The following is a 19,092-nucleotide window of genomic DNA, read 5'->3' on the forward strand; positions in this document are numbered from 1 at the left end:
ACCCTCGGCCCGGCCCGCCGGCGACTCTGCAGGAGTCGCCGTGGTCACGCGCGAGGACGGCGGCTGCCGAGTCCTCACCGCACTCAGAAGGCCCGGAACAGTCGAGTAAGCGGACACCTGTCGCGCACCTCGCCTCCGCAGCCCCCAACCAGGTGGACAGCACCCCGGACACGGTTCCCCTGGGGGCGGGAGAGCGCGATCCTGGACTCCGACGCTCGACGGCGCCCGCCCCACCGCCCGCCGACCGTCACGGAAGGAACCCGTTGCCCCGCCACTCCGCCCGCACCGCCCCCTCAGGCCGGTCCGCGCTGGTGCGCAAGGCCGACGCGTCCGGCTACCGGCCCGAGATCGAGGGACTGCGCGCCATCGCGTCCCTCCTGGTCGCGACGTTCCACATCTGGCTGGGCCGCGTCTCCGGAGGCGTCGACGTCTTCTTCGTGATCGCCGGGTTCCTCACGACCCTCACCCTCCTCGGCCAGATCCGCCGGTTCGGGCGCGTGCGTCCGATCGCCTTCCTCCGGAGGCTCGCCTCGCGGCTCTTCCCGGCGGCCGCGGTGGTGCTGGTCGTCGTCGCGGCGCTCGCTCCGCTCCTCCTGCGCCCCTCGCAGCTGCTGCAGACCTTCACCGAGGTGCTCGCCTCGACCTTCTACGTCGAGAACGTCGCGCTCGCGCGGGCCGGAGTGGACTACCTCGCGCAGGACGACTTCCACTCGCCGGTGCAGAACTTCTGGGCGATGTCGGTGCAGGGGCAGTTCTACCTGATCTGGCTCGCCCTGGTGCTCGTCGCGACCCTCGCCGCCGTGCTGCTGCGGCGACGCGCGCAGCTGCCGCGGTTCCTGCTGGCGCTCGTAGCGGCGCTCACCGTCCTCTCGTTCGCGTTCTCCGTCGTGCTGGTCGGGATCGACCAGCCGACCGCGTACTACAGCACCCTCGCCCGCTCGTGGGAGTTCGGGCTCGGCTCGCTCGCGGCCCTCGTGCTCCCGGGACTGGCGATCCCGGCGGCCCTGCGGACGGTCGCCGGGTGGTTGGGGCTGATCGGAGTCGTCTCCTGCGGGTTCGTGCTGCAGGTCTCGAGCGCGTTCCCGGGCGCCGCCGCGCTCTGGCCGACCCTCTCGGCGGTGCTCGTGCTCGTCGCCGGGACCGGCCCCGCCCCGGAGCGCGGAGTCGGCCGCCTGCTGGCCCTGCGCCCGCTCGTGTGGCTGGGCGGCCTGAGCTACGGGATCTACCTCTGGCACTGGCCGCTCCTGGTCTTCTGGCGCGAGAGCACCGGCGAGGACCCGACCGCTCCGGCGGGCCTGGGCGTCATCGCCGCCGCGATCCTCCTGGCCGCCGCCTCGAAGCGCTTCCTCGAGGACCCCCTCCACCGCCGCGCCCCCGCCGAGCGCCCGCACCGCCTCCGCGCGCTCGCCCCGGCGGCCCTGCTGGCCGTCGCCGCCCTGGTCGGAGCGACGGGCCTCACCGGAACGAACGCCGCGATCGCCGCCGACCTCACCCGCGCGCACGCCCTCCCCGTCTCGACCGAGGGCTGCGTCGGAGCCGCGGCGCTCGCGAACGCCTGCCCCGACTCCTGGACCACGAGCCTGCCCGCCGTCGACGCCTCGGAGGACGGCTCCGCCCTGAACACCGACGAGTGCAGCACGGGCAACTCCGGCACCGCGCTCAAGGAGTGCCGCTTCGGCGACCCCGCCGGCCTCCGCGTGCTGCTCATCGGCAACTCGCACGCGGCGTCGTTCTTCCCGGCGCTGCGCGGCGTCGCGGAGGAGCGCGGCTGGGACCTGCACACCTACTACAAGACGGGCTGCGTCTTCTCGACCGCGGAGCGGCGCGACGACTCCGCCTCCTCCCGCCGCTCCTGCGACGTCTGGAACGGGAAGCTGCAGGAGGAGCTCGCGGGCCAGGAGCCGTACGCGCTCGTCGTCACCGCCTACTCCGCGAAGAAGTCCGTGTTCGTCGACGCGTCCGGCACCCCCGACGAGCAGGCCGGCATCGACGGGTTCCACGAGTCGTGGGCGCCGCTGATCGCCCGCGGATCCACGGTGGTCGCGATCCGCGACAATCCGGTGCTTCCCTCGCTCTCCCTGCTGGCCTGCGCCGAGGAGCCGGGCTCCGCGGCCGACTGCAGCGTGCCGCTCGACGAGGCCTTCGCCGACCGCGAGCTGATGGCCGCCGCCGCCGAGGGCTGGCCGGGCGCCGCCGCCGTCGACCTCACCCGCTGGTTCTGCGACGACCGCGGCTGCCCCCTCGTGATCGGCGGAGTGAAGGTGTACCGCGATCTCGGGCACCTCACCGAGTCGTACGCCCGGACCCTGGCGCCCTACCTCGGCGAGGCGCTGGACCCGCTGGTCGGCTGAGGGCTCTCGCGCTCGCCTCCGGACGCATGCAAGACTGTTTATACGAACAGGGATCGGAGGAGCCGATGGGCCACTCTCACGGCGTTCCGGCCGGCTCCGCCGCCGCACGGCACCGGCGTCCGCTCGTGGCCGCCTTCGTGCTGACCGCGGCGTTCATGGTCGTCGAGTTCGCGGTCGGAGTCGCGACGGGCTCGCTCGCGCTGCTCTCGGACGCCGCGCACATGGGCACCGACGTGCTGGCGCTCGGGATGTCGATCGCCGCGATCTCGCTCGCCGCCCGCCCCGCCGCGAAGGGCCGCACCTACGGCTCCTACCGCCTCGAAGTGCTGGCCGCCCTCGCCAACGGACTGCTCCTGTTCGCGGTCGCCGCGTTCGTGATCGTCGAGGCCGTCCGCCGCTTCGCCGAGCCGCCCGCGGTGCCCGGCGGCCCCCTCCTGATCACCGCCGTCGTGGGCCTGGCGGTCAACCTCGTGAGCCTGCGCCTGCTGTCGGCCGGGGCGAAGGAGAGCATCACCCTCCGCGGAGCCTCCCTCGAGGTGCTCGGCGACGCACTCGGCTCGATCGGCGTGATCGTCGCGGCGATCGTGCTGCTCACCACCGGCTGGGCGTGGGCGGATCCGATCGTCGGCGTGCTGATCGGGCTGCTGATCCTTCCCCGCACCTGGTCGCTCACGCGACAGGCGCTCGGGATCCTGATGGAGTCGGCGCCCGCGCACGTCGACCTCGCGGCACTCGAGCGCGACGTCTGCGCCGTCCCCGGCGTGCTGGCGCTGCACGACCTGCACGTGTGGACGATCACCTCGGGCATGGAGAGCGCCACCGGCCACGTGGTCGTCGCCCCCGACGCCGACTACCGCACCGCGCTCTCGCGGGTGCTCGCCGTCCTCCGCGAGCGCCACGGCATCGACCACGCGACCATCCAGTGCGAGCCCGAGGCCTTCCCGGAGACGACGCACCGCGTCTGAGCGCGGCGGTGGCGTGGCGCGCGGCCGCACGCCTCCGCAGGCCCACGACCCTCCAGGAGTCGTCGCACTCGACGTCGACTGCGACGACTCCCGGCTCCTCGACTCTGCGGGCCTCGCCCGCCCCTGAGCACCTTCCGATTGTTGACGTGAACATGTACAGTCGGCCGTCAGGGCGCGTTCACGTGAACATGCCCGCATTTCGATGGCGAAAGAGAGACCGCATCAATGTCGATGTCCTTCAGAAGGGTCGCCGCGCTCGCCACGAGCGCCGCCCTGGCCACAGGAGCACTGCTGGCGATCCCCGCCGCAGCGGCCCCCGCTCAGGCCGCGGACGCGTTCCGCATCACGCCGAACCCCGCCGCCGCCGGTGAGGCGTTCGAGGGCTGGGGCACCAGCCTGGTCTGGTTCGCGAACGCGACCGGCGGCTATCCCGAGGCCCTCCGCGAGGACCTCTACCAGAAGGTCTTCGGCGACAGCGGCCTCGACCTCAACATCGCCCGCTACAACATCGGCGGCGGCAACGCCTCCGACGTGAAGGACTACCTCCGCCCGGGCGGCGCCGTCGAGGGCTGGTGGAAGCCGAACCCGGCCGGCGACGCGTCGTCCTACGGCGGCACCTCCACGAAGCTCGCCGACCGCGATGCGCTCCTGGCGAAGTGGAACGCGGACGACCCCGCCTCCTACGACTGGACCGCCGACGAGACGCAGCGCTGGTGGGTCGAGAGGCTGGCCGAGGAGAAGCAGATCTCGCACTGGGAGGCGTTCTCCAACTCCGCCCCGTACTTCATGACCGAGAGCGGCTACGTCTCGGGCGGCTTCGACGCGAACAGCGAGCAGCTGAAGCCCGCCGCCGAGGAGCAGTTCGCGAAGTACCTCGTGAAGGTCACCGAGCACATGGAGGACGAGTACGGCATCGAGTTCGACACGCTCGACCCCTTCAACGAGCCGAACACGAACTACTGGGGCACGCAGCTCTCCAACGGCGTCCCGACCGGCGGACGCCAGGAGGGCATGCACGTCGGACCGACGCGCCAGGCGGGTCTGATCCCCGACGTCGCCGCCGCGCTCGACGCCTCGACCACCGACGCCGGCATCGCCGCGATGGACGAGACCAACCCCGACATCTTCGCCACGAACTGGGCCGCCTACTCCACCGCGATCCGCGCCGAGGTCGACCGGATGAACGTCCACACCTACGGCACCTCGGGCCGCCTCAAGGTCCGCGACCTCGCGAAGCAGGCCGACACCGACCTGTGGATGAGCGAGATCGAGGGCAACTGGGTCACCGGCTTCGACCCCACCAACATGGAGAACGGCCTCGGCATCGCCGGCCGCATCAACGACGACCTGCGCGAGCTCGAGCCCAAGGCGTGGGTGCTCTGGCAGCCCGTCGAGGACTACTACAACATGCAGCAGCCCAAGCCCAAGGGCGAGAACCTCAACTGGGGCTCCGTCTACATCGACCTGGACTGCAAGCCGTACCAGGAGAACGGGACCGAGGTCTGGAAGTCGGTCCGCCGCGTCGCCGACGCCGGTGGCGACTCCACCAAGGCCCCGGTCTGCGGCGTCGAGACGAACTCGAAGTTCAACACCATCCGGAACTTCACCAAGTTCATCCACGAGGGCGACCACCTGATGCCCTCCAACGACAGCTCCTCCACTGCCGCCGTCCGCGGCGACGGCTCGGGCGCGACCGTCGTGCACACCAACAGCACCGCGACCGAGAAGACCGTCGTGCTCGACCTCTCCCGCTTCGGCACCATCGCCGACACCGCGACGGTCACGCCGTACGTCACCACGAAGGCCTCCTCGGCCGCCGCTCCCACGAGCAACGCCCTGGTCGCCAAGACGCCGGTGAGCGTCGACCGCATCTCGCGCACCGCCACGATCACCGTGCCCGCCAAGTCGGTCACGAGCTTCTCGATCGACGGAGTCTCGGGAGTCGCCGACTCCGCCCCCGCCCTGCGCGACGGCCACCGCTACCAGCTGGTCGGCACCCAGAGCGGCAAGGCCCTGACCGGCAACCCCTCGGGCGCCGCGACCACGATCACCGGCCTCGCCACCGACTCCGCCACGGCCGCCAAGCAGACCTGGACGGTCCGCGAGGTCTCCGCCGGCGAGCGCGAGGCCACCCGCCGCGTCGTCCTCGTCAACGGCGACGGACGCGTGCTCGGAGCCACGACCGCCGGCACCGACCTGCGCTCGCTGTCCGTCGACGCGGCGAAGACGACCGCCGCGACCCGCTGGATCGTCAACACCACCGACGGCGTGAACTTCTCGCTCGTCAACGAGTCCATCGCCCAGTCGCTCGACGTGAACGGCGGCTCCAGCGCCGACAACGCGTCGGTCGGCGTCTACGCCTCCAACGGCGGAGCGAACCAGTCGTGGTCCCTCCGCGACCTCGCCCCGACCGCCGGCCAGACGATCGCCGTCCGCACCACCGCGGGTGTCGCTCCGACCCTGCCCGCGAGCATCACCCCGCAGTACTCCTGGGGAGCCGGCGCACCGCTCGCCGTCACCTGGCAGCGCCCCGCCGACTCGGCGTACGGCGCGACCGGCCGCGTCGAGGTGCCCGGCACCGCGACCGACCTCTACGGCCAGACGATCACGGTCACCGCGCTCGTCGACGTCGGCGGACTGACCGCGACCGACCCCGTGTCGGTCACGGCCGCCGCGGGCGCCTCGGTCGCCGGAGTGAAGGCCTCGGCCCCGACGACGGTCCCCGCCCGCGTGGGCGCCTCAGCCAGCACCTTCCCGGTGCCGGTCGTCTGGGACTGGACGCCGCTCACCACCGCTTCCCTCGCCCAGGCCGGGCAGGTGACGGTCTCGGGAACGGCGGCCGCCGACGGCGCGACGCTCCCCGCCACGCTCACGGTGCTCGTCACCACGGGCACGCTCCGCAACTTCAACCCGGACGCCGGCATCGTCGCGACCGCGTCGTCGTCGGAGTCGGGCTACGGACCGGAGCGCACCCGCAACGGCGTGGACGGCGACAAGGGCTGGTCGAACTGGACCAACGGCACCAAGGCCGCGCAGAGCTCGCTGACCTACACCTTCCCCTCGACCCACCAGGTCGAGAAGGTGTCGGTGCAGTTCCTGGCCGACGGCGGCACCAGCTGGGCGCAGACCTACCAGCTGCAGTACCAGGCCGCTGACAGCACGACCTGGACCGCGGTCCCCGGCTACGAGTCGGCCGTGGCCCTCGCGTCGCCGGCCGGCGGAACGGCTCCGACCCTGGTCGCGTCGTTCGCGCCCGTCACGGCCAAGGCCTTCCGCGTCGTGATGAACGCCTACGACAACACGCACCTGATCGTTGCCGAGACCAAGCTCTACGAGTCGGTCGCCTCGCCCGCCGCGGTCGCCACGCTGGGCGCCCTGCGCGTCGGAGGAGCGGGCATCGCCGGGTTCGACCCGGCCCGCACCTCCTACGCGGTCACCGTCGAGGGCACGGCGATGCCGGTGATCGGAGCAGTGGCGACCGACTCGGCGGCCACCGTGCGGATCACCCAGCCGACGACGGCGAACGGCGGAGTCGCGACCATCGCGGTCCGCGCGGCCGACGGCTCCGTCACCTCGACCACGACGGTGACGGTGACCCTGAAGGCGCCCGTCGCCCTCGCGGTCGCGGTCACGGCGACCACCCGCTGCATCGCCGGCAAGGTGACGCTCACCGTCGCGGCGAAGAACGAGTCCGGCGTGCCGGTCTCGATGACCATCGCGACGCCCTCCGGGTCGAAGCAGGTCACCGGAGTCGCGCCCGGCGCGAGCGGCAGCGCCGCGTTCACCACGCGCGCGGCCTCGGTGCCGGCCGGCCAGGCCACCGTCACCGCGACGGGCACGGTCGACGGTGAGCAGGTCACCTCGGTGGCGACGGAAGCGTACGCGGCCCGCAGCTGCTGACGCCCCCTTTGACACGGACCGCCTCCGCCCCTCCGGGGACGGGGGCGGTCCGTCGTTCATCGGGAGCGGCGCTGCGGGGGCGGCACGTCGCGGGATCCCGATGCGCCCGCGGCGCGGGCTACTCGATCAGCATGGATCCGTGCCGGTCGGGCAGCCGCACACCTCCGCGCCGGTGGAGCGACCGCGCACCCCCATGCCGGTCGACCGGCCGCGGCACGCGGAGTACCGAGACCCCGCTCAGTGCCCCGCGGCCGCCTCGTCGCGGGTGCGCAGGCGCGAGACGCCCATCACGACGGCCGCGATGACCAGACCCAGCACGAGGCCGAAGATCATCGAGACGAAGGTGTCGGCCAGCCACACGACGACCGGGCCTGCGCCCTCGACCGCGTGGGTGACGACGTGCACGAGGTCGTACGGACCGTGCCACACCGTCTCGGCGAGGTTCGCGACGACGAGGTGCCCGCCGACCCAGAGCATGGCGAGCGTGCCGATGATGCTGATCGCGCGGAACACGACCGGCATCGACGCGACGATCCTCGCTCCGGCGCGCCGCACGCCGCGGGCCGCGTTCTTCATCAGGCGCAGGCCCACGTCGTCGATCTTCACGAGCAGCGCGACGGCGCCGTAGACGAGCACGGTCATCCCGAGCCCGACGACCAGGAGCGCGCCGAGCGTGGGCCAGATCCCGAAGTCGGGGTCGAGGCCGTCGAGCGCGATCAGCATGATCTCGGTGCTCAGGATGAGGTCGGTGCGGATGGCGCCGAAGACGAGCTTCTTCTCGTCGCGCGCCTCCGTCTCGTGGCCGCCGTGCGAGACGCCGAACCACTCGAGCACCTTCTCCGCCCCCTCGAAGCAGAGGAACGCGCCGCCGAGGATGAGCAGGTACGGCAGCACCTGCGGCGCGAACGCCGAGAGCAGCAGCGCCAGCGGGATGATGATGACGAACTTGTTGAACAGGCTCCCCAGCGCGATCCGCCCGACCACCGGGAGCTCCCGCGCGGGCGTGAGGCCCTGCACGTACTGCGGGGTGACGGCCGCGTCGTCGATCACGACGCCCGCCGTCTTGGCGCTCGCCTTCAGGGCGGCGGTGAGGATGTCATCGACAACCGCGAGCAGGCCGACCGACATGTGCGTCTCCTTGGAGGTCCGGGGTGAGAGGGCTCACAGTATCGCGAGCTCCGCGGTCGAGCGGGCACGGGGAGGGGCGTGGGCCCGGCGGAGGGGATCCAGTGCAGGGGATCTCGATACGCCGGCGGGGCCGGCTCCTCGATCAGCGGAAGGGCGGGAGGGCTCGGCGGGGCCGGCTCCGCGGAAGCGTCAGGAGGCGGCGGGGGCCGGGCCGGTGCTCTCGCGGACGATGAGGCGGGTCGGCACGAGCGAGACACCGGTGCGCTCGCCCGACTCGAGCTCGCGCAGGAGGATGTCGACCGAGCGGCGGCCAGTGTCCCCGAAGAACTGGCGCACCGTCGTGAGAGGCGGCCAGAAGCTCGCCGACTCCTGCATGTCGTCGAAGCCCGCGACGCTCACCTCGCCGGGCACGGCGCGTCCGGCCTCGTGCAGGGCGCGCAGCACGCCGAGCGCCATCTGGTCGTTGGCGGCGAAGATCGCGGTGACCTCCGGATCGGCGGCGAGCCGCTTGCCGAGGCGGTAGCCGGAGTCGGTGGACCAGTCGCCGACCAGCACCTCCGGCACCGGGGCGCCGCGCTCGATCAGGGTCGACTCCCACGCCTCGTGGCGGCGCTCGGCGGAGTAGGAGCGGTCCGGGCCGGCGATGTGGTGCACGGTGCGGTGTCCGAGTCCGAGCAGGTGCTCGACGGCCTGGCGGGCGCCCGACATCTGGTCGGTGTCGACCACCGGGTACTTCTCGCCGCCGGCGGAGTCGACGACCACCACGGGCAGGTCCGGCGGGAGGACGATGTCGGCCTCGTCGAGCAGGTGCGCCTCGACGATGATGATGACGCCGTCGACCGCCTCCTCGCTCAGCCGGTGGAACGCGACCGACACCTCGCCCTGGGTGGGATGGGAGACGGGGATGAGGGTGATCGAGTAGCCCGCATCCGCGGCCGCGATCGCGATGGCGTCGAGGGTGCGCATGTTGCCGAACGAGGACAGCGTGAACATGATCACGCCGATGCTGTGGAAGCGGCCCGTCCGCAGGGCCCGCGCCGCGCTGTTGGGCCGGTAGCCGAGGGCCCGCATCGCCTCGAGGACCCGCTCGCGCGTCTCGCCGTCGACGTTCTGCTTGCCGTTCGACACCCGCGAGACCGTCTGGCCCGAGACGTTCGCGCGCCGGGCCACGTCGGCCATCGAGACGCCGCGTCGCGGCCGGGTGGACGGGGACGGGCGGTCGGTCTCGAGTGACATGGGCTTCCCTTTATAGCGCGCCGCCCGTCAGCCGTGGTGCATCGTGCGCCGAACCGTGACGCAGGAACAGTCGCGGGTGGCGACGTGGACATGCTACGGTGACGCTCTGCCATGTTGACGTGAACATGGTGGGCCCGCACTACTCCCCGAACGGAATCCCATGACGACGACGTCTCCCCCCGTCCCGCTGAGCGAGGTCGCCCCTCCGGCGTCCCCCCTCGCGGCCCCGAAGTCGCGGGCGAAGAGCGAGTGGAAGGGCCTGGCGTTCGTCGCCCCCTTCCTCGTCGTCTTCCTCCTGGTCTTCATCGCCCCGGTCGTCTACTCGATCTACCTCAGCCTCTTCCGCGAGCAGCTGGTGGGCGGCAACTCCTTCGTCGGCTTCGCGAACTACACCGCGATCTTCACCGACCCGAACTTCTGGGAGGGCTTCGGCCGCGTCCTGCTGTTCCTCGTCGTGCAGGTCCCCGTGATGCTCGTGCTGGCCCTCGTCGCGGCGCTCGCGATCGACAGCGGGCGCCTCCACGGCACCGGCTTCTTCCGCATCGTGGTCTTCCTCCCCTACGCCGTCCCCGCGGTCGTCGCGGTGCTGATGTGGGGCTTCATCTACGGCGACAACTTCGGCCTGGCCGCGAACGTCAACGACCTGCTCGGCTCCGACGTCGTCCAGCCCTTCTCGCGCGACTGGATCCTCGCCTCGATCGGCAACATCGTCACGTGGGAGTTCGTGGGCTACAACATGCTCATCTTCTACTCCGCGCTGAAGACGATCCCCGGCGAGCTCTACGAGGCGGCCGAGATCGACGGCGCCGGCCCGATGCGCGTCATCCGCTCGATCAAGCTTCCCGCCCTGCGCGGCGCGATCGTCATCGCCACGATCTTCTCGATCATCGGCAGCTTCCAGCTGTTCAACGAGCCGAACATCCTCCGGACGCTGGCGCCGAACATCATCACCACCTACTTCACCCCGAACATGTACGCCTACAACCTGTCCTTCGCCGGTCAGCAGTACAACGCGTCGGCCACGGTCGCCATCGTCATGGGCGTGATCACCGCGGTGATCGCCTACGTCGTGCAGCTCCGCGGCGCGCGGAAGGAGAACTGATGGCCCTCGCGACCGCTCCCCGGACGCCCGCCCGCGCCCCGAAGCGCCCGGCCGCCCGCCGCGGCTCCTCGGTGCAGCCCAAGAAGTCGATCGCCTTCACCCTGCTGATGTCGGTCTTCATCCTCTACAGCCTCGTGCCGCTGGCCTGGCTGGTCATCAACGCGACGAAGACGCAGGCCGGCCTGCTCTCGAGCTTCGGCCTCTGGTTCGACGGCGACTTCGTCTTCTTCCAGAACATCGCCGACACCCTCAGCTACCGCGACGGGATCTTCCTCCGCTGGCTCGGCAACACCCTGCTCTACGTCGTCGTCGGCGCCGGAGGAGCGACGCTCCTGGCCACGCTCGCCGGCTACGGCCTCGCGAAGTTCCGCTTCACGGGCCGCAAGGCGGTCTTCGCCGTGGTGCTCGGAGCGATCGCGGTCCCCGGCACGGCCCTCGCCGTCCCGACGTTCCTCATGTTCAGCCAGCTCGGCCTGACCAACACCCCGTGGGCGATCATCATCCCCTCGCTGATCAGCCCGTTCGGCCTGTACCTGGTGTGGGTCTACGCGGTGGAGTCGGTGCCCACCGAGCTGCTCGAAGCGGCGCGGATGGACGGGGCGGGCGAGTTCCGCACCTTCTTCACCATCTCCATCCGCCTCCTCGCCCCCGGCATCGTGACCGTGCTGCTGTTCTCGGTCGTCGCGACCTGGAACAACTACTTCCTCCCGCTGATCATGCTGAGCGACCCCACCTGGTACCCGCTCACCGTCGGCCTCAACCAGTGGAACGCGCAGGCCACCGGCGTCAGCGCGCAGCCGATCTACAACCTCGTGATCACGGGCTCGCTCCTCACGATCATCCCCATCGTCGTCGCCTTCCTCGGACTCCAGCGCTTCTGGCAGTCCGGTCTGAGCGCCGGCAGTGTCAAGGGCTGAGCCCTCCCCCTACCCATCCGCCGGCCGGAGCGTCCTGCCCCGTCCACAGCACCCGCAGCACGAAGAAGTGAAGGGAAACACCACCATGAAGATCGCCCGTTCCGCCCTCAGGCGGACCCTGACGGTCGCGGCCGTCGCGGCCCTGGCCGCCGGCTCCCTCGCGGCCTGCTCGTCCACCTCCGGTGGCGGCACGACCACGAGCGCCGGCTCCGCCGCCGACCTCGACTCCGCCCTCGAGGCCGGTGGCAAGATCACGTACTGGAGCTGGACCCCCAGCGCCGAGGCGCAGGTCGCCGCGTTCGAGAAGGCCTACCCGAAGGTCGACGTCGAGCTCGTCAACGCCGGCACCAACAAGGACGAGTACACCAAGCTCGAGAACGCGATCAAGGCCGGCTCGGGCGCCCCCGACGTCGTCCAGATCGAGTACTACGCCATGCCGCAGTTCGCGCTGTCGGACTCGCTCCTCGACCTGTCGCAGTACGGCATGGGCGACCTCGAGGACAAGTACTCCGCCTCCACCTGGGGCAGCGTCAACATCGACGGCAAGCTCGTCGGCCTCCCGCAGGACTCGGGCCCCATGGCGCTGTTCTACAACAAGACCGTCTTCGACCAGTACGGCATCGCCGTCCCCGCCACCTGGGACGAGTACGTCGCCGCGGCCGAGAAGCTGCACACCGCCGACCCGTCGAAGTACATCACCGCCGACACCGGCGACGCCGGCTTCGCGACCAGCATGATCTGGCAGGCGGGCGGCGAGCCGTTCACCACCGACGGCACGGACGTGAAGATCGACCTCGCCGACGAGGGCACCGCCAAGTGGACCGGCGTCTGGAACCAGCTGGTCGAGAAGAAGCTGCTCTCGGACACCCCCGCCTGGGGCGACGAGTGGTACAAGGGCCTCGCCGACGGCTCCATCGCCTCCCTGGTGACCGGCGCCTGGATGCCCGGCGTGCTGGAGTCCAGCGTCCCCGACGCCTCCGGCGACTGGGCCGTCGCGCCGATCCCGACCTACGACGGCACCGCCGTCAGCGCCGAGAACGGCGGTGGCGGCCAGTCCGTCACCAAGCAGAGCGAGAACCCGGCGCTGGCCGCCGCGTTCCTGCGCTGGCTGAACAGCGACCAGGCCTCGGTCGACGTCTTCCTGCAGAGCGGCGGATTCCCGTCGACCACGGCCGACCTCGACAGCTCGGACTTCACCGGTCAGGAGTCGGAGTACTTCGGCGGCCAGAAGATCAACGAGGTGCTGACCCAGGCCTCGAAGGACGTCCGCTCCGGCTGGTCGTACCTGCCCTACCAGGTCTACGCGAACAGCGTCTTCGGCGACACCGTCGGCCAGGCGTACGCCAACGGCACCAGCCTCGACCAGGGCCTCGCCGACTGGCAGAGCAAGCTCGTCCAGTACGGCAACGCGCAGGGCTTCACCGTCTCGGAGTAGCACCACTGCTCGACGCGGGGCCGGCCGGATCGCTCCGGTCGGCCCCGCGTCGTTCTCACGCTCGGACACACCGGGCACCGATCCTGAGGGGGATCCAGATGACCACCGCTCCCGAGAGCCGCTTCGCCATCGGCGCCGCCGACTTCGAGCTCGACGGCCGCCCGCACCGCATCCTGTCGGGGGCGCTGCACTACTTCCGCATCCACCCGGACCTCTGGGCCGACCGGATCCGCAAGGCCCGCCTGATGGGCCTGAACACCATCGAGACCTACGTCGCCTGGAACGCGCACGAGCCGCGCCGCGGCGAGTGGCGCGAGGACGCCGGGCTCGACCTGGGCCGCTTCCTCGACCTGATCGCCGCCGAGGGCATGCACGCGATCGTGCGCCCCGGCCCCTACATCTGCGCGGAGTGGGACAACGGCGCCCTCCCGGCCTGGCTCTTCCGCGACCCCGAGGTGGGCGTGCGCCGCTCGGAGCCGAACTACCTCGCCGCGGTCAGCGACTACCTGCGCCGCGTGTACTCGATCGTGGCCCCGCGCCAGATCGACGCCGGCGGGCCCGTGGTCCTCGTGCAGATCGAGAACGAGTACGGCGCGTACGGCTCCGACAAGGAGTACCTGGCCGAGCTCGTGCGGGTGACCCGCGACTCCGGCATCACGGTGCCGCTGACGACCATCGACCAGCCCACTCCGCAGATGCTCGCCGACGGCAGCCTGCCGGGCCTGCACCTCACCGGCTCGTTCGGCTCGCGGACCACGGAGCGCCTCGCGACGCTGCGCGAGTTCCAGCCCACCGGTCCGCTGATGTGCATGGAGTTCTGGTGCGGCTGGTTCGACGACTGGGGCACCCAGCACCACACGACGGACGCCGACGCCTCCGCCCAGGAGCTCGACACGCTGCTCGCGGCCGGCGGCTCGGTCAACATCTACATGTTCCACGGCGGCACCAACTTCGGCCTGACCAGCGGCGCGAACGACAAGGGCCGCTACGCCGCGATCACGACGAGCTACGACTACGACGCCCCGCTCGACGAGGGCGGCGAACCGACCGCGAAGTTCTGGGCGTTCCGCGACGTCATCGCGCGCTACGCGCCGGTGCCGGAGGAGGTGCCCGCGGTGCGCCCGCCGGCCCCCGCCCTGACCGCTCCGCTCGTCCCCGGCCCGGCGCTCCTCGGCCTCGGCCAGGCGTTCGGACCGGCCGCGCACCTCGATGCGATGGCCAGCTTCGACGACCTCGGCCACGACGACGGCTTCGTGCTCTTCACGACGACGCTCGACGGCTCCTCCGCCCCGGCCCGCCTCGTGGTGGGCGAGGAGGTGCGCGACCGCGCCTGGGTGCTGCTGGACGGCGTGCCGGTGGGCGTGCTGGCGCGCGACCACCACGAGCGGGCGCTGACGCTGCCGAGCGGACGGGGCGAGCTCGCGATCCTGGTCGAGAACCAGGGCCGGGTGAACTACGGCACGCGCATCGGCGAGCACAAGGGCCTGATCGGAGGCGTGACGCTCGACGGCGCCCCGCTGACCGGCTGGGCGGCGCGCGCCCTCGCGCTCGAGTGCCTCCCCGACCTGGCCGTCGCGGCACCGGCGTTCTCGGCCGGGCCGCAGCTCGCCTCCGGCTCGTTCGACCTCGACGAGCAGGCCGACCTGTACGTGGACACGCTGCACTGGGGCAAAGGCCTGGTCTGGGTGAACGGCTTCCTCCTCGGGCGCTACTGGCGCCGCGGACCGCAGCGGACGCTGATCGTCCCCTCGCCGGTCACCCGCGCCGGCCGCAACCGCGTCGTGGTGCTGGAGCTGGAGGGCATCGCCGAGCCGGAGATCCGCCTGCTCGCGGGAGCCGAGCTCGGGCACACCGAGATCTGAGCTGCGGAGCGGAGGCGGCGGGAGCGGCCGTCGGAGGCGTGGGTTCGGGGTTCCGGGCTTCGTCGTGCGGGCGGGGCCGGGCCGACTCCGATCTGCACGCGCTGCCGGACCGCCTCCGGTCTGCGGGTACCACCGGGCCGCCTCCGTCCTGCGGGCGGCGCCGGGCCGCCTCCGGGACGCGAGGCTCTGCTAGCCTCAGGCGCCCCGGTGCGGCGCCGGCGGGCGAAGGGGGAGACATGATGTCCAAGACACTGCTGCGCACGACTCTGATCGGAGGCGCGCTGCTGCTCGCCCTCTCGGGCTGCGCGGGGACCGCGACGAGCGGATCGACCCTCCGCCCGTTCACTCCGACGCTCCCCTCGTCGTCGGCCGCCCCGTCCGCCACCGCGACGGCTGCCGCCCCGACCGCCGACACCGCTCAGAAGACCGGCGAGCAGGTGGCCGCCGTGCTGACCGGCGTGCAGTTCGTGCCCGGCGAGTACGCGAGCATCCAGGAGATGCTCGACTCCATCTACCCCGGCCTCACCGCGACCGACGCGAGCTGCCTCTCGCCGTTCGGCCTGGGCTGGGACACCGCGCAGCCCGCCGCCGGACTCTCGTACGGCACCAGCGCCGACCGCTCCATGACCGCCGTCGTGTCGAGCACCGGCACCGCCGACGCGGCCGCCTCGCTCCTCGCGAGCGCCACCGACGCGACCACGCGCTGCGCCTCCGGCTCGACGCTCTTCGCGATGCAGGGCGTGCCGGTCGAGACGACCGTCGAGCGCACCGAGCAGACGCTGACCGGCGCCGACGAGACGCTCGGCTGGAAGGTGTCCGGAGCCGTGGGCGGCAAGCCGTTCTCGCTCGTGGGCATCACCGCGCGCGTCGGCGGCGACGCGGTCGCGCTCGTGGGCTGGGACCCGACGACGAACACCTCCTACGTCCCGCGCGCGACGCAGCTCGTCGTCGACGGGCTGTAGGGCGCTGGGCGCTGGGCGCTGGGCGCTCTGAGCTCTGGCTCTGAGCTCTGAATCCTGCGCTCGACCGTCCTCCCCTCCGCGAGAGTCCAGGAGTCGTCGCACTCGACGCCGACTGCGACAACTCTTGAACAGTGGGCGCAGGTCGAGCGCCGGGACTCCGAGCTCCGAGCTCTCAGCGCTGCATTTCGACGCCCTCTCCTTCGCGACTGTCCAGGAGTTGTCGCACTCGACGCCGAGTGCGACAACTCTTGAACAGTGGGCGGAGGATCAGGCCGAGCGCCTGAGCTCAGAGCGCTGCGCGTTGCGCGTTGCGCGTTGCGCTTCGGGCTTCGGGCTTCGGGCTTCGGGCTTCGGGCTTCGACGCTCGCTCCTCCGCGAGAGTCCAGGAGTCGTCGCAGTCGACGCCGAGTGCGACGACTCTTGAACAGTGGGCGGAGGATCGGGACGGAGCGGGCACCGGGCACCGGGCACCTCCCCGGGCTCCGGTCACCCCGCACACGGCGCGGGAGCGCGCCTCAGGCCAGCCAGGAGAGGGTGCCGCCGTGGGCGGCCGCGCTCGCGAGCGGGACGCCGTCGGCGGCGAGCAGGAACGGGGTCGGCTCGGGAGCCGTGCGGTCTCCGCGCGCGGCGACGAGGTGCGGGAGCAGCGCCTCCGCCTCGAGCGTCACCAGGCTCGCGCCGCGATCGGCGACCGTCGCCAGGACGCTCTCGCGCGCGGGCCACGGCAGGTAGACCAGGGTCCCGAGCGAGACGACGACCGTCCGCAGACCCGGCGGCACCGCGTCGAGCAGGGCGGGCAGCTCGGCGGCCGCATCACCCGCGACGATCGTGGGCGGGTCGTCCTGCAGAGCCTCCACGGCCGAGCGGAGCCGCGCGGCCCGCTCCGGGCGGTCGGGCGGGAGCAGTGCCTCCAGCCAGGCGACGTCCTCGGGCGAGCGGACGTCGAGCGGCGCCAGGTCGAGACCCCGGCGCCACGCGACGACCGGCAGCCGTGCCGGCGCCGCGCCTCCGCTCACCGCGCACCGCAGCAGAGGCGCGCCCGACCCGAGCCGCGTCTCGCCGTCGCTCGCCGTGAAGGCGTAGGAGTACCGCTCCGGCGCCAGGCAGAGCCCCGCGGAGGCGCCGATCTCGACGAGCGCCACCGGCTCGCCGGGCTCCGTGATCCGCTCCAGCGCTGCGACCAGGGGCGCGCACCGCAGCGCCTCGTTGGTCTGCGTCCTCCGCTCGGCGGCGACCGGCGCCACCCGCGCCCACTCGCTCCGGAACCACGCGGCGAACTCGGCGCCGTCGACGTCGGGCACGCCGAGCAGCCGCGCGACCGAGAAGAGCAGGGACGGCTGCCGGTGCTGCGCGGGCAGCTCGTCGATCAGGGCGACGAGGCGCGCATCCTCCGCGACGGCGAGCGCCCACTCGACCTGCCGCTCGGAGGTCTGCGCGAGCTCGACGGCGGCGCGGCGGAAGCGGTCGGCGGAGGAGGGCATGCCTCCATCCTGAGGGAGCGGCGCAACGGTTCCTGCAGGCGGGCGGAGGACCTGCGCGGCGGGCGACAGCCCTGCTCAGCGGATGTCGGTGGTCGCCGGTAGAACGGACTCATGTCCGACACCGCTCCGAACCCCGCGTCCGCGCAGGTCCGCGAGCGGCGCCTGCTCGACATCCGGCGGATCTACGCCGAGCCGGCCGCGCTCGAGCTGCCCCGTGGGCAGGAGGTCGTGGCGCGGTGGCCGGGCGCCGAGATCGTGCCCGTCGAGTCGCACTGGCTGATCCCGGAGGTGCACGGCGACGAGGCGAACGTCGCGCGCTGGGTGCGCATCAAGACGGAGGCGCTCGTGCTCGGGGTGAAGAAATCGCTCGTCACGCGCCCGAACGGCCGCTCGGCGGACTTCATCGCCCCCTCCACCGCCAACGGCTGCGCCATGGCGTGCGTGTACTGCTACGTGCCGCGGAGGAAGGGCTACAGCAACCCGATCACGCTCTTCACGAACGTCGAGCAGATCCAGCGCCACCTCGCCCGGCACATCGCCAAGCAGGGCCCCAAGGCCGAGGCGAACCAGTGCGACCCGGAGGCCTGGGTCTACGACATCGGCGAGAACAGCGACTGCTCCGTCGACGCGCTGCTGAGCGAGAACGTCCGCGACCTCTGCGAGCTGTTCCGGATGTCGCCCACCGCCAAGGCGTCCTTCGCGACCAAGTACGTCAACCGCGAGCTCCTCGAGTGGGACCCGCTCGGGCGCACCCGCATCCGGTTCTCGCTGATGCCCGCCGAGACGGCGAAGGTCACCGACATCCGCACCTCGCCGATGGCCGAGCGGATCGCGGCGATCAACGACTTCGTCGACGCCGGCTACGAGGTGCACGTCAACTTCTCGCCCGTGATCCTCACCGAGACCTGGCAGCAGGACTGGACCGAGCTCTTCGACCAGCTCGACGCCGCCCTCCACCCGCGGGCGAAGGCGCAGCTCGCGGCCGAGGTGATCCTCCTCACCCACAACGAGGGCCTGCACGAGGTGAACCTCGGCTGGCACCCCAAGGCGGAGTCGCTGCTCTGGCAGCCGGGACGCCAGGAGCAGAAGGTCTCCGAGAACGGCGCCGTCAACATCCGCTACCGACGCGACCTCAAGCGCGCCGCCCTCGACCGCTTCCGCGCCCTCCTCGCCGAGCGCCTCCCCTACTGCCGCGTCCGCTACGCCTTCTGAGCGCCGGCGCCCCCGCCGGAGCGGCGGCGCGACGACTCGCGGAGGAGCGCACCCTACCGCGCACGCCGAGACACCGCCGCGGAGACGGCGTCTCGACGGAGCCGCACGCGCTGTCCAGTGAGCGCAGCGTCACGCCTCCTCCCGCTCCACCCGCCACGCCGAGACACCGTCGGCCCGCCCGACACACCACTGCCGAGAAAGCGTCTCGCGCACGAGCGCGTGTCTCGACGCAGCCGCCCCGCCCACCGGAGGCACCCGGCAACTGAGCCCCGGAGTCGCCCGGCTGGGAGTCCGCCCGGCGGCCGGGGCCACTGCTTCGCATTACGGATAGCGGCACGTGCCCTCCGAACGAGGGGCGTACTTTCGGAGAACAGCCGGAGGGACGGCCCGACCGCCCGACTCCACGGGCCTGCAGAGCAGGCGTCAGCGGGGATCGACGGCTCGGCGCGACGGCATCCGGGCTCGACATCCCGGAGCCCGGCACCCCCGGATCGACACTCCGGACACTCGACTCGGCGGCACAGCACACCCCGGGTCCTGC

At 72.0% G+C, this 19,092-nt stretch carries 12 protein-coding genes; 9 read left to right on the forward strand and 3 right to left on the reverse strand.

Annotated features, from left to right (window positions below; translation table 11 throughout):
- The first annotated feature begins 263 nt into the window (after window positions 1–263).
- From C5C25_RS09165 to C5C25_RS09175, 3 genes are all read left to right on the forward strand, one after another.
- Window positions 264–2,351: an acyltransferase family protein gene (locus C5C25_RS09165; RefSeq protein WP_146079461.1), complete on the forward strand. Its 2,088-nt coding sequence runs from the start codon at window positions 264–266 to the stop codon at window positions 2,349–2,351.
- Between the two features lie 65 nt (window positions 2,352–2,416).
- Entirely contained in the window at window positions 2,417–3,316 is a 900-nt protein-coding gene (locus tag C5C25_RS09170; RefSeq protein WP_104226358.1) for a cation diffusion facilitator family transporter, read from the forward strand.
- 231 nt (window positions 3,317–3,547) lie between these two features.
- Window positions 3,548–7,216: a glycoside hydrolase gene (locus C5C25_RS09175; RefSeq protein ID WP_181133675.1), complete on the forward strand. Its 3,669-nt coding sequence runs from the start codon at window positions 3,548–3,550 to the stop codon at window positions 7,214–7,216.
- A 237-nt stretch (window positions 7,217–7,453) separates the two neighbouring features.
- Here the strand turns inward: C5C25_RS09175 and C5C25_RS09180 are convergent, their stop codons facing one another.
- Window positions 7,454–8,344 (reverse strand): DUF808 domain-containing protein, encoded by an 891-nt coding sequence (locus C5C25_RS09180; protein ID WP_104250408.1) that lies wholly within the window; start codon window positions 8,342–8,344, stop codon window positions 7,454–7,456.
- A 189-nt stretch (window positions 8,345–8,533) separates the two neighbouring features.
- Window positions 8,534–9,580: a LacI family DNA-binding transcriptional regulator gene (locus tag C5C25_RS09185; protein WP_146076621.1), complete on the reverse strand. Its 1,047-nt coding sequence runs from the start codon at window positions 9,578–9,580 to the stop codon at window positions 8,534–8,536.
- Between the two features lie 160 nt (window positions 9,581–9,740).
- Between C5C25_RS09185 and C5C25_RS09190 the strand changes: the two genes are divergently transcribed.
- The 5 genes from C5C25_RS09190 (at window position 9,741) to C5C25_RS09210 (ending at window position 15,858) form a co-directional block, all read left to right on the forward strand.
- Complete coding sequence (locus C5C25_RS09190) at window positions 9,741–10,682, forward strand: carbohydrate ABC transporter permease (RefSeq protein WP_104226355.1); 942 nt, start codon at window positions 9,741–9,743, stop codon at window positions 10,680–10,682.
- Between the two features lie 107 nt (window positions 10,683–10,789).
- Complete coding sequence (locus C5C25_RS09195) at window positions 10,790–11,599, forward strand: carbohydrate ABC transporter permease (RefSeq protein ID WP_258062773.1); 810 nt, start codon at window positions 10,790–10,792, stop codon at window positions 11,597–11,599.
- Between the two features lie 85 nt (window positions 11,600–11,684).
- Window positions 11,685–13,034 carry a sugar ABC transporter substrate-binding protein gene (locus C5C25_RS09200; protein WP_104223423.1) on the forward strand — a complete coding sequence of 450 codons (1,350 nt, stop codon included), beginning with the start codon at window positions 11,685–11,687 and terminating at the stop codon, window positions 13,032–13,034.
- Window positions 13,035–13,132: 98 nt separating this feature from the next.
- Window positions 13,133–14,896, forward strand: a complete 1,764-nt coding sequence (locus tag C5C25_RS09205; protein ID WP_104250409.1) for a beta-galactosidase family protein — start codon at window positions 13,133–13,135, stop codon at window positions 14,894–14,896.
- 236 nt (window positions 14,897–15,132) lie between these two features.
- The gene (locus tag C5C25_RS09210) at window positions 15,133–15,858 is read left to right on the forward strand and encodes a hypothetical protein (protein ID WP_104250410.1); all 726 of its coding nucleotides are present in this window, start codon (window positions 15,133–15,135) and stop codon (window positions 15,856–15,858) included.
- A 515-nt stretch (window positions 15,859–16,373) separates the two neighbouring features.
- Here the strand turns inward: C5C25_RS09210 and C5C25_RS09215 are convergent.
- Window positions 16,374–17,339, reverse strand: coding sequence for a DUF2332 family protein (locus C5C25_RS09215; RefSeq protein ID WP_104250411.1), 966 nt, complete (start codon window positions 17,337–17,339; stop codon window positions 16,374–16,376).
- Window positions 17,340–17,450: 111 nt separating this feature from the next.
- Between C5C25_RS09215 and C5C25_RS09220 the strand changes: the two genes are divergently transcribed.
- Window positions 17,451–18,551 carry a spore photoproduct lyase family protein gene (locus C5C25_RS09220; RefSeq protein WP_104250412.1) on the forward strand — a complete coding sequence of 367 codons (1,101 nt, stop codon included), beginning with the start codon at window positions 17,451–17,453 and terminating at the stop codon, window positions 18,549–18,551.
- Window positions 18,552–19,092 lie beyond the last annotated feature (541 nt).

The organism is Rathayibacter sp. AY2B9 (assembly GCF_002931595.1).
In the GTDB taxonomy this organism is placed as follows: Bacteria; Actinomycetota; Actinomycetes; order Actinomycetales; family Microbacteriaceae; genus Rathayibacter.

Bases quoted from the DNA above. Each gene is read 5' to 3' on its own strand.
- C5C25_RS09205 (WP_104250409.1), top strand. From the start codon at position 13,133: ATGACCACCGCTCCCGAGAGCCGCTTCGCCATCGGCGCCGCCGACTTC.
- C5C25_RS09180 (WP_104250408.1), bottom strand. From the start codon at position 8,344: ATGTCGGTCGGCCTGCTCGCGGTTGTCGATGACATCCTCACCGCCGCC.
- C5C25_RS09190 (WP_104226355.1), top strand. From the start codon at position 9,741: ATGACGACGACGTCTCCCCCCGTCCCGCTGAGCGAGGTCGCCCCTCCG.
- C5C25_RS09220 (WP_104250412.1), top strand. From the start codon at position 17,451: ATGTCCGACACCGCTCCGAACCCCGCGTCCGCGCAGGTCCGCGAGCGG.
- C5C25_RS09175 (WP_181133675.1), top strand. From the start codon at position 3,548: ATGTCCTTCAGAAGGGTCGCCGCGCTCGCCACGAGCGCCGCCCTGGCC.
- C5C25_RS09170 (WP_104226358.1), top strand. From the start codon at position 2,417: ATGGGCCACTCTCACGGCGTTCCGGCCGGCTCCGCCGCCGCACGGCAC.
- C5C25_RS09210 (WP_104250410.1), top strand. From the start codon at position 15,133: ATGATGTCCAAGACACTGCTGCGCACGACTCTGATCGGAGGCGCGCTG.
- C5C25_RS09200 (WP_104223423.1), top strand. From the start codon at position 11,685: ATGAAGATCGCCCGTTCCGCCCTCAGGCGGACCCTGACGGTCGCGGCC.
- C5C25_RS09195 (WP_258062773.1), top strand. From the start codon at position 10,790: ATGTCGGTCTTCATCCTCTACAGCCTCGTGCCGCTGGCCTGGCTGGTC.
- C5C25_RS09215 (WP_104250411.1), bottom strand. From the start codon at position 17,339: ATGCCCTCCTCCGCCGACCGCTTCCGCCGCGCCGCCGTCGAGCTCGCG.
- C5C25_RS09185 (WP_146076621.1), bottom strand. From the start codon at position 9,580: ATGTCACTCGAGACCGACCGCCCGTCCCCGTCCACCCGGCCGCGACGC.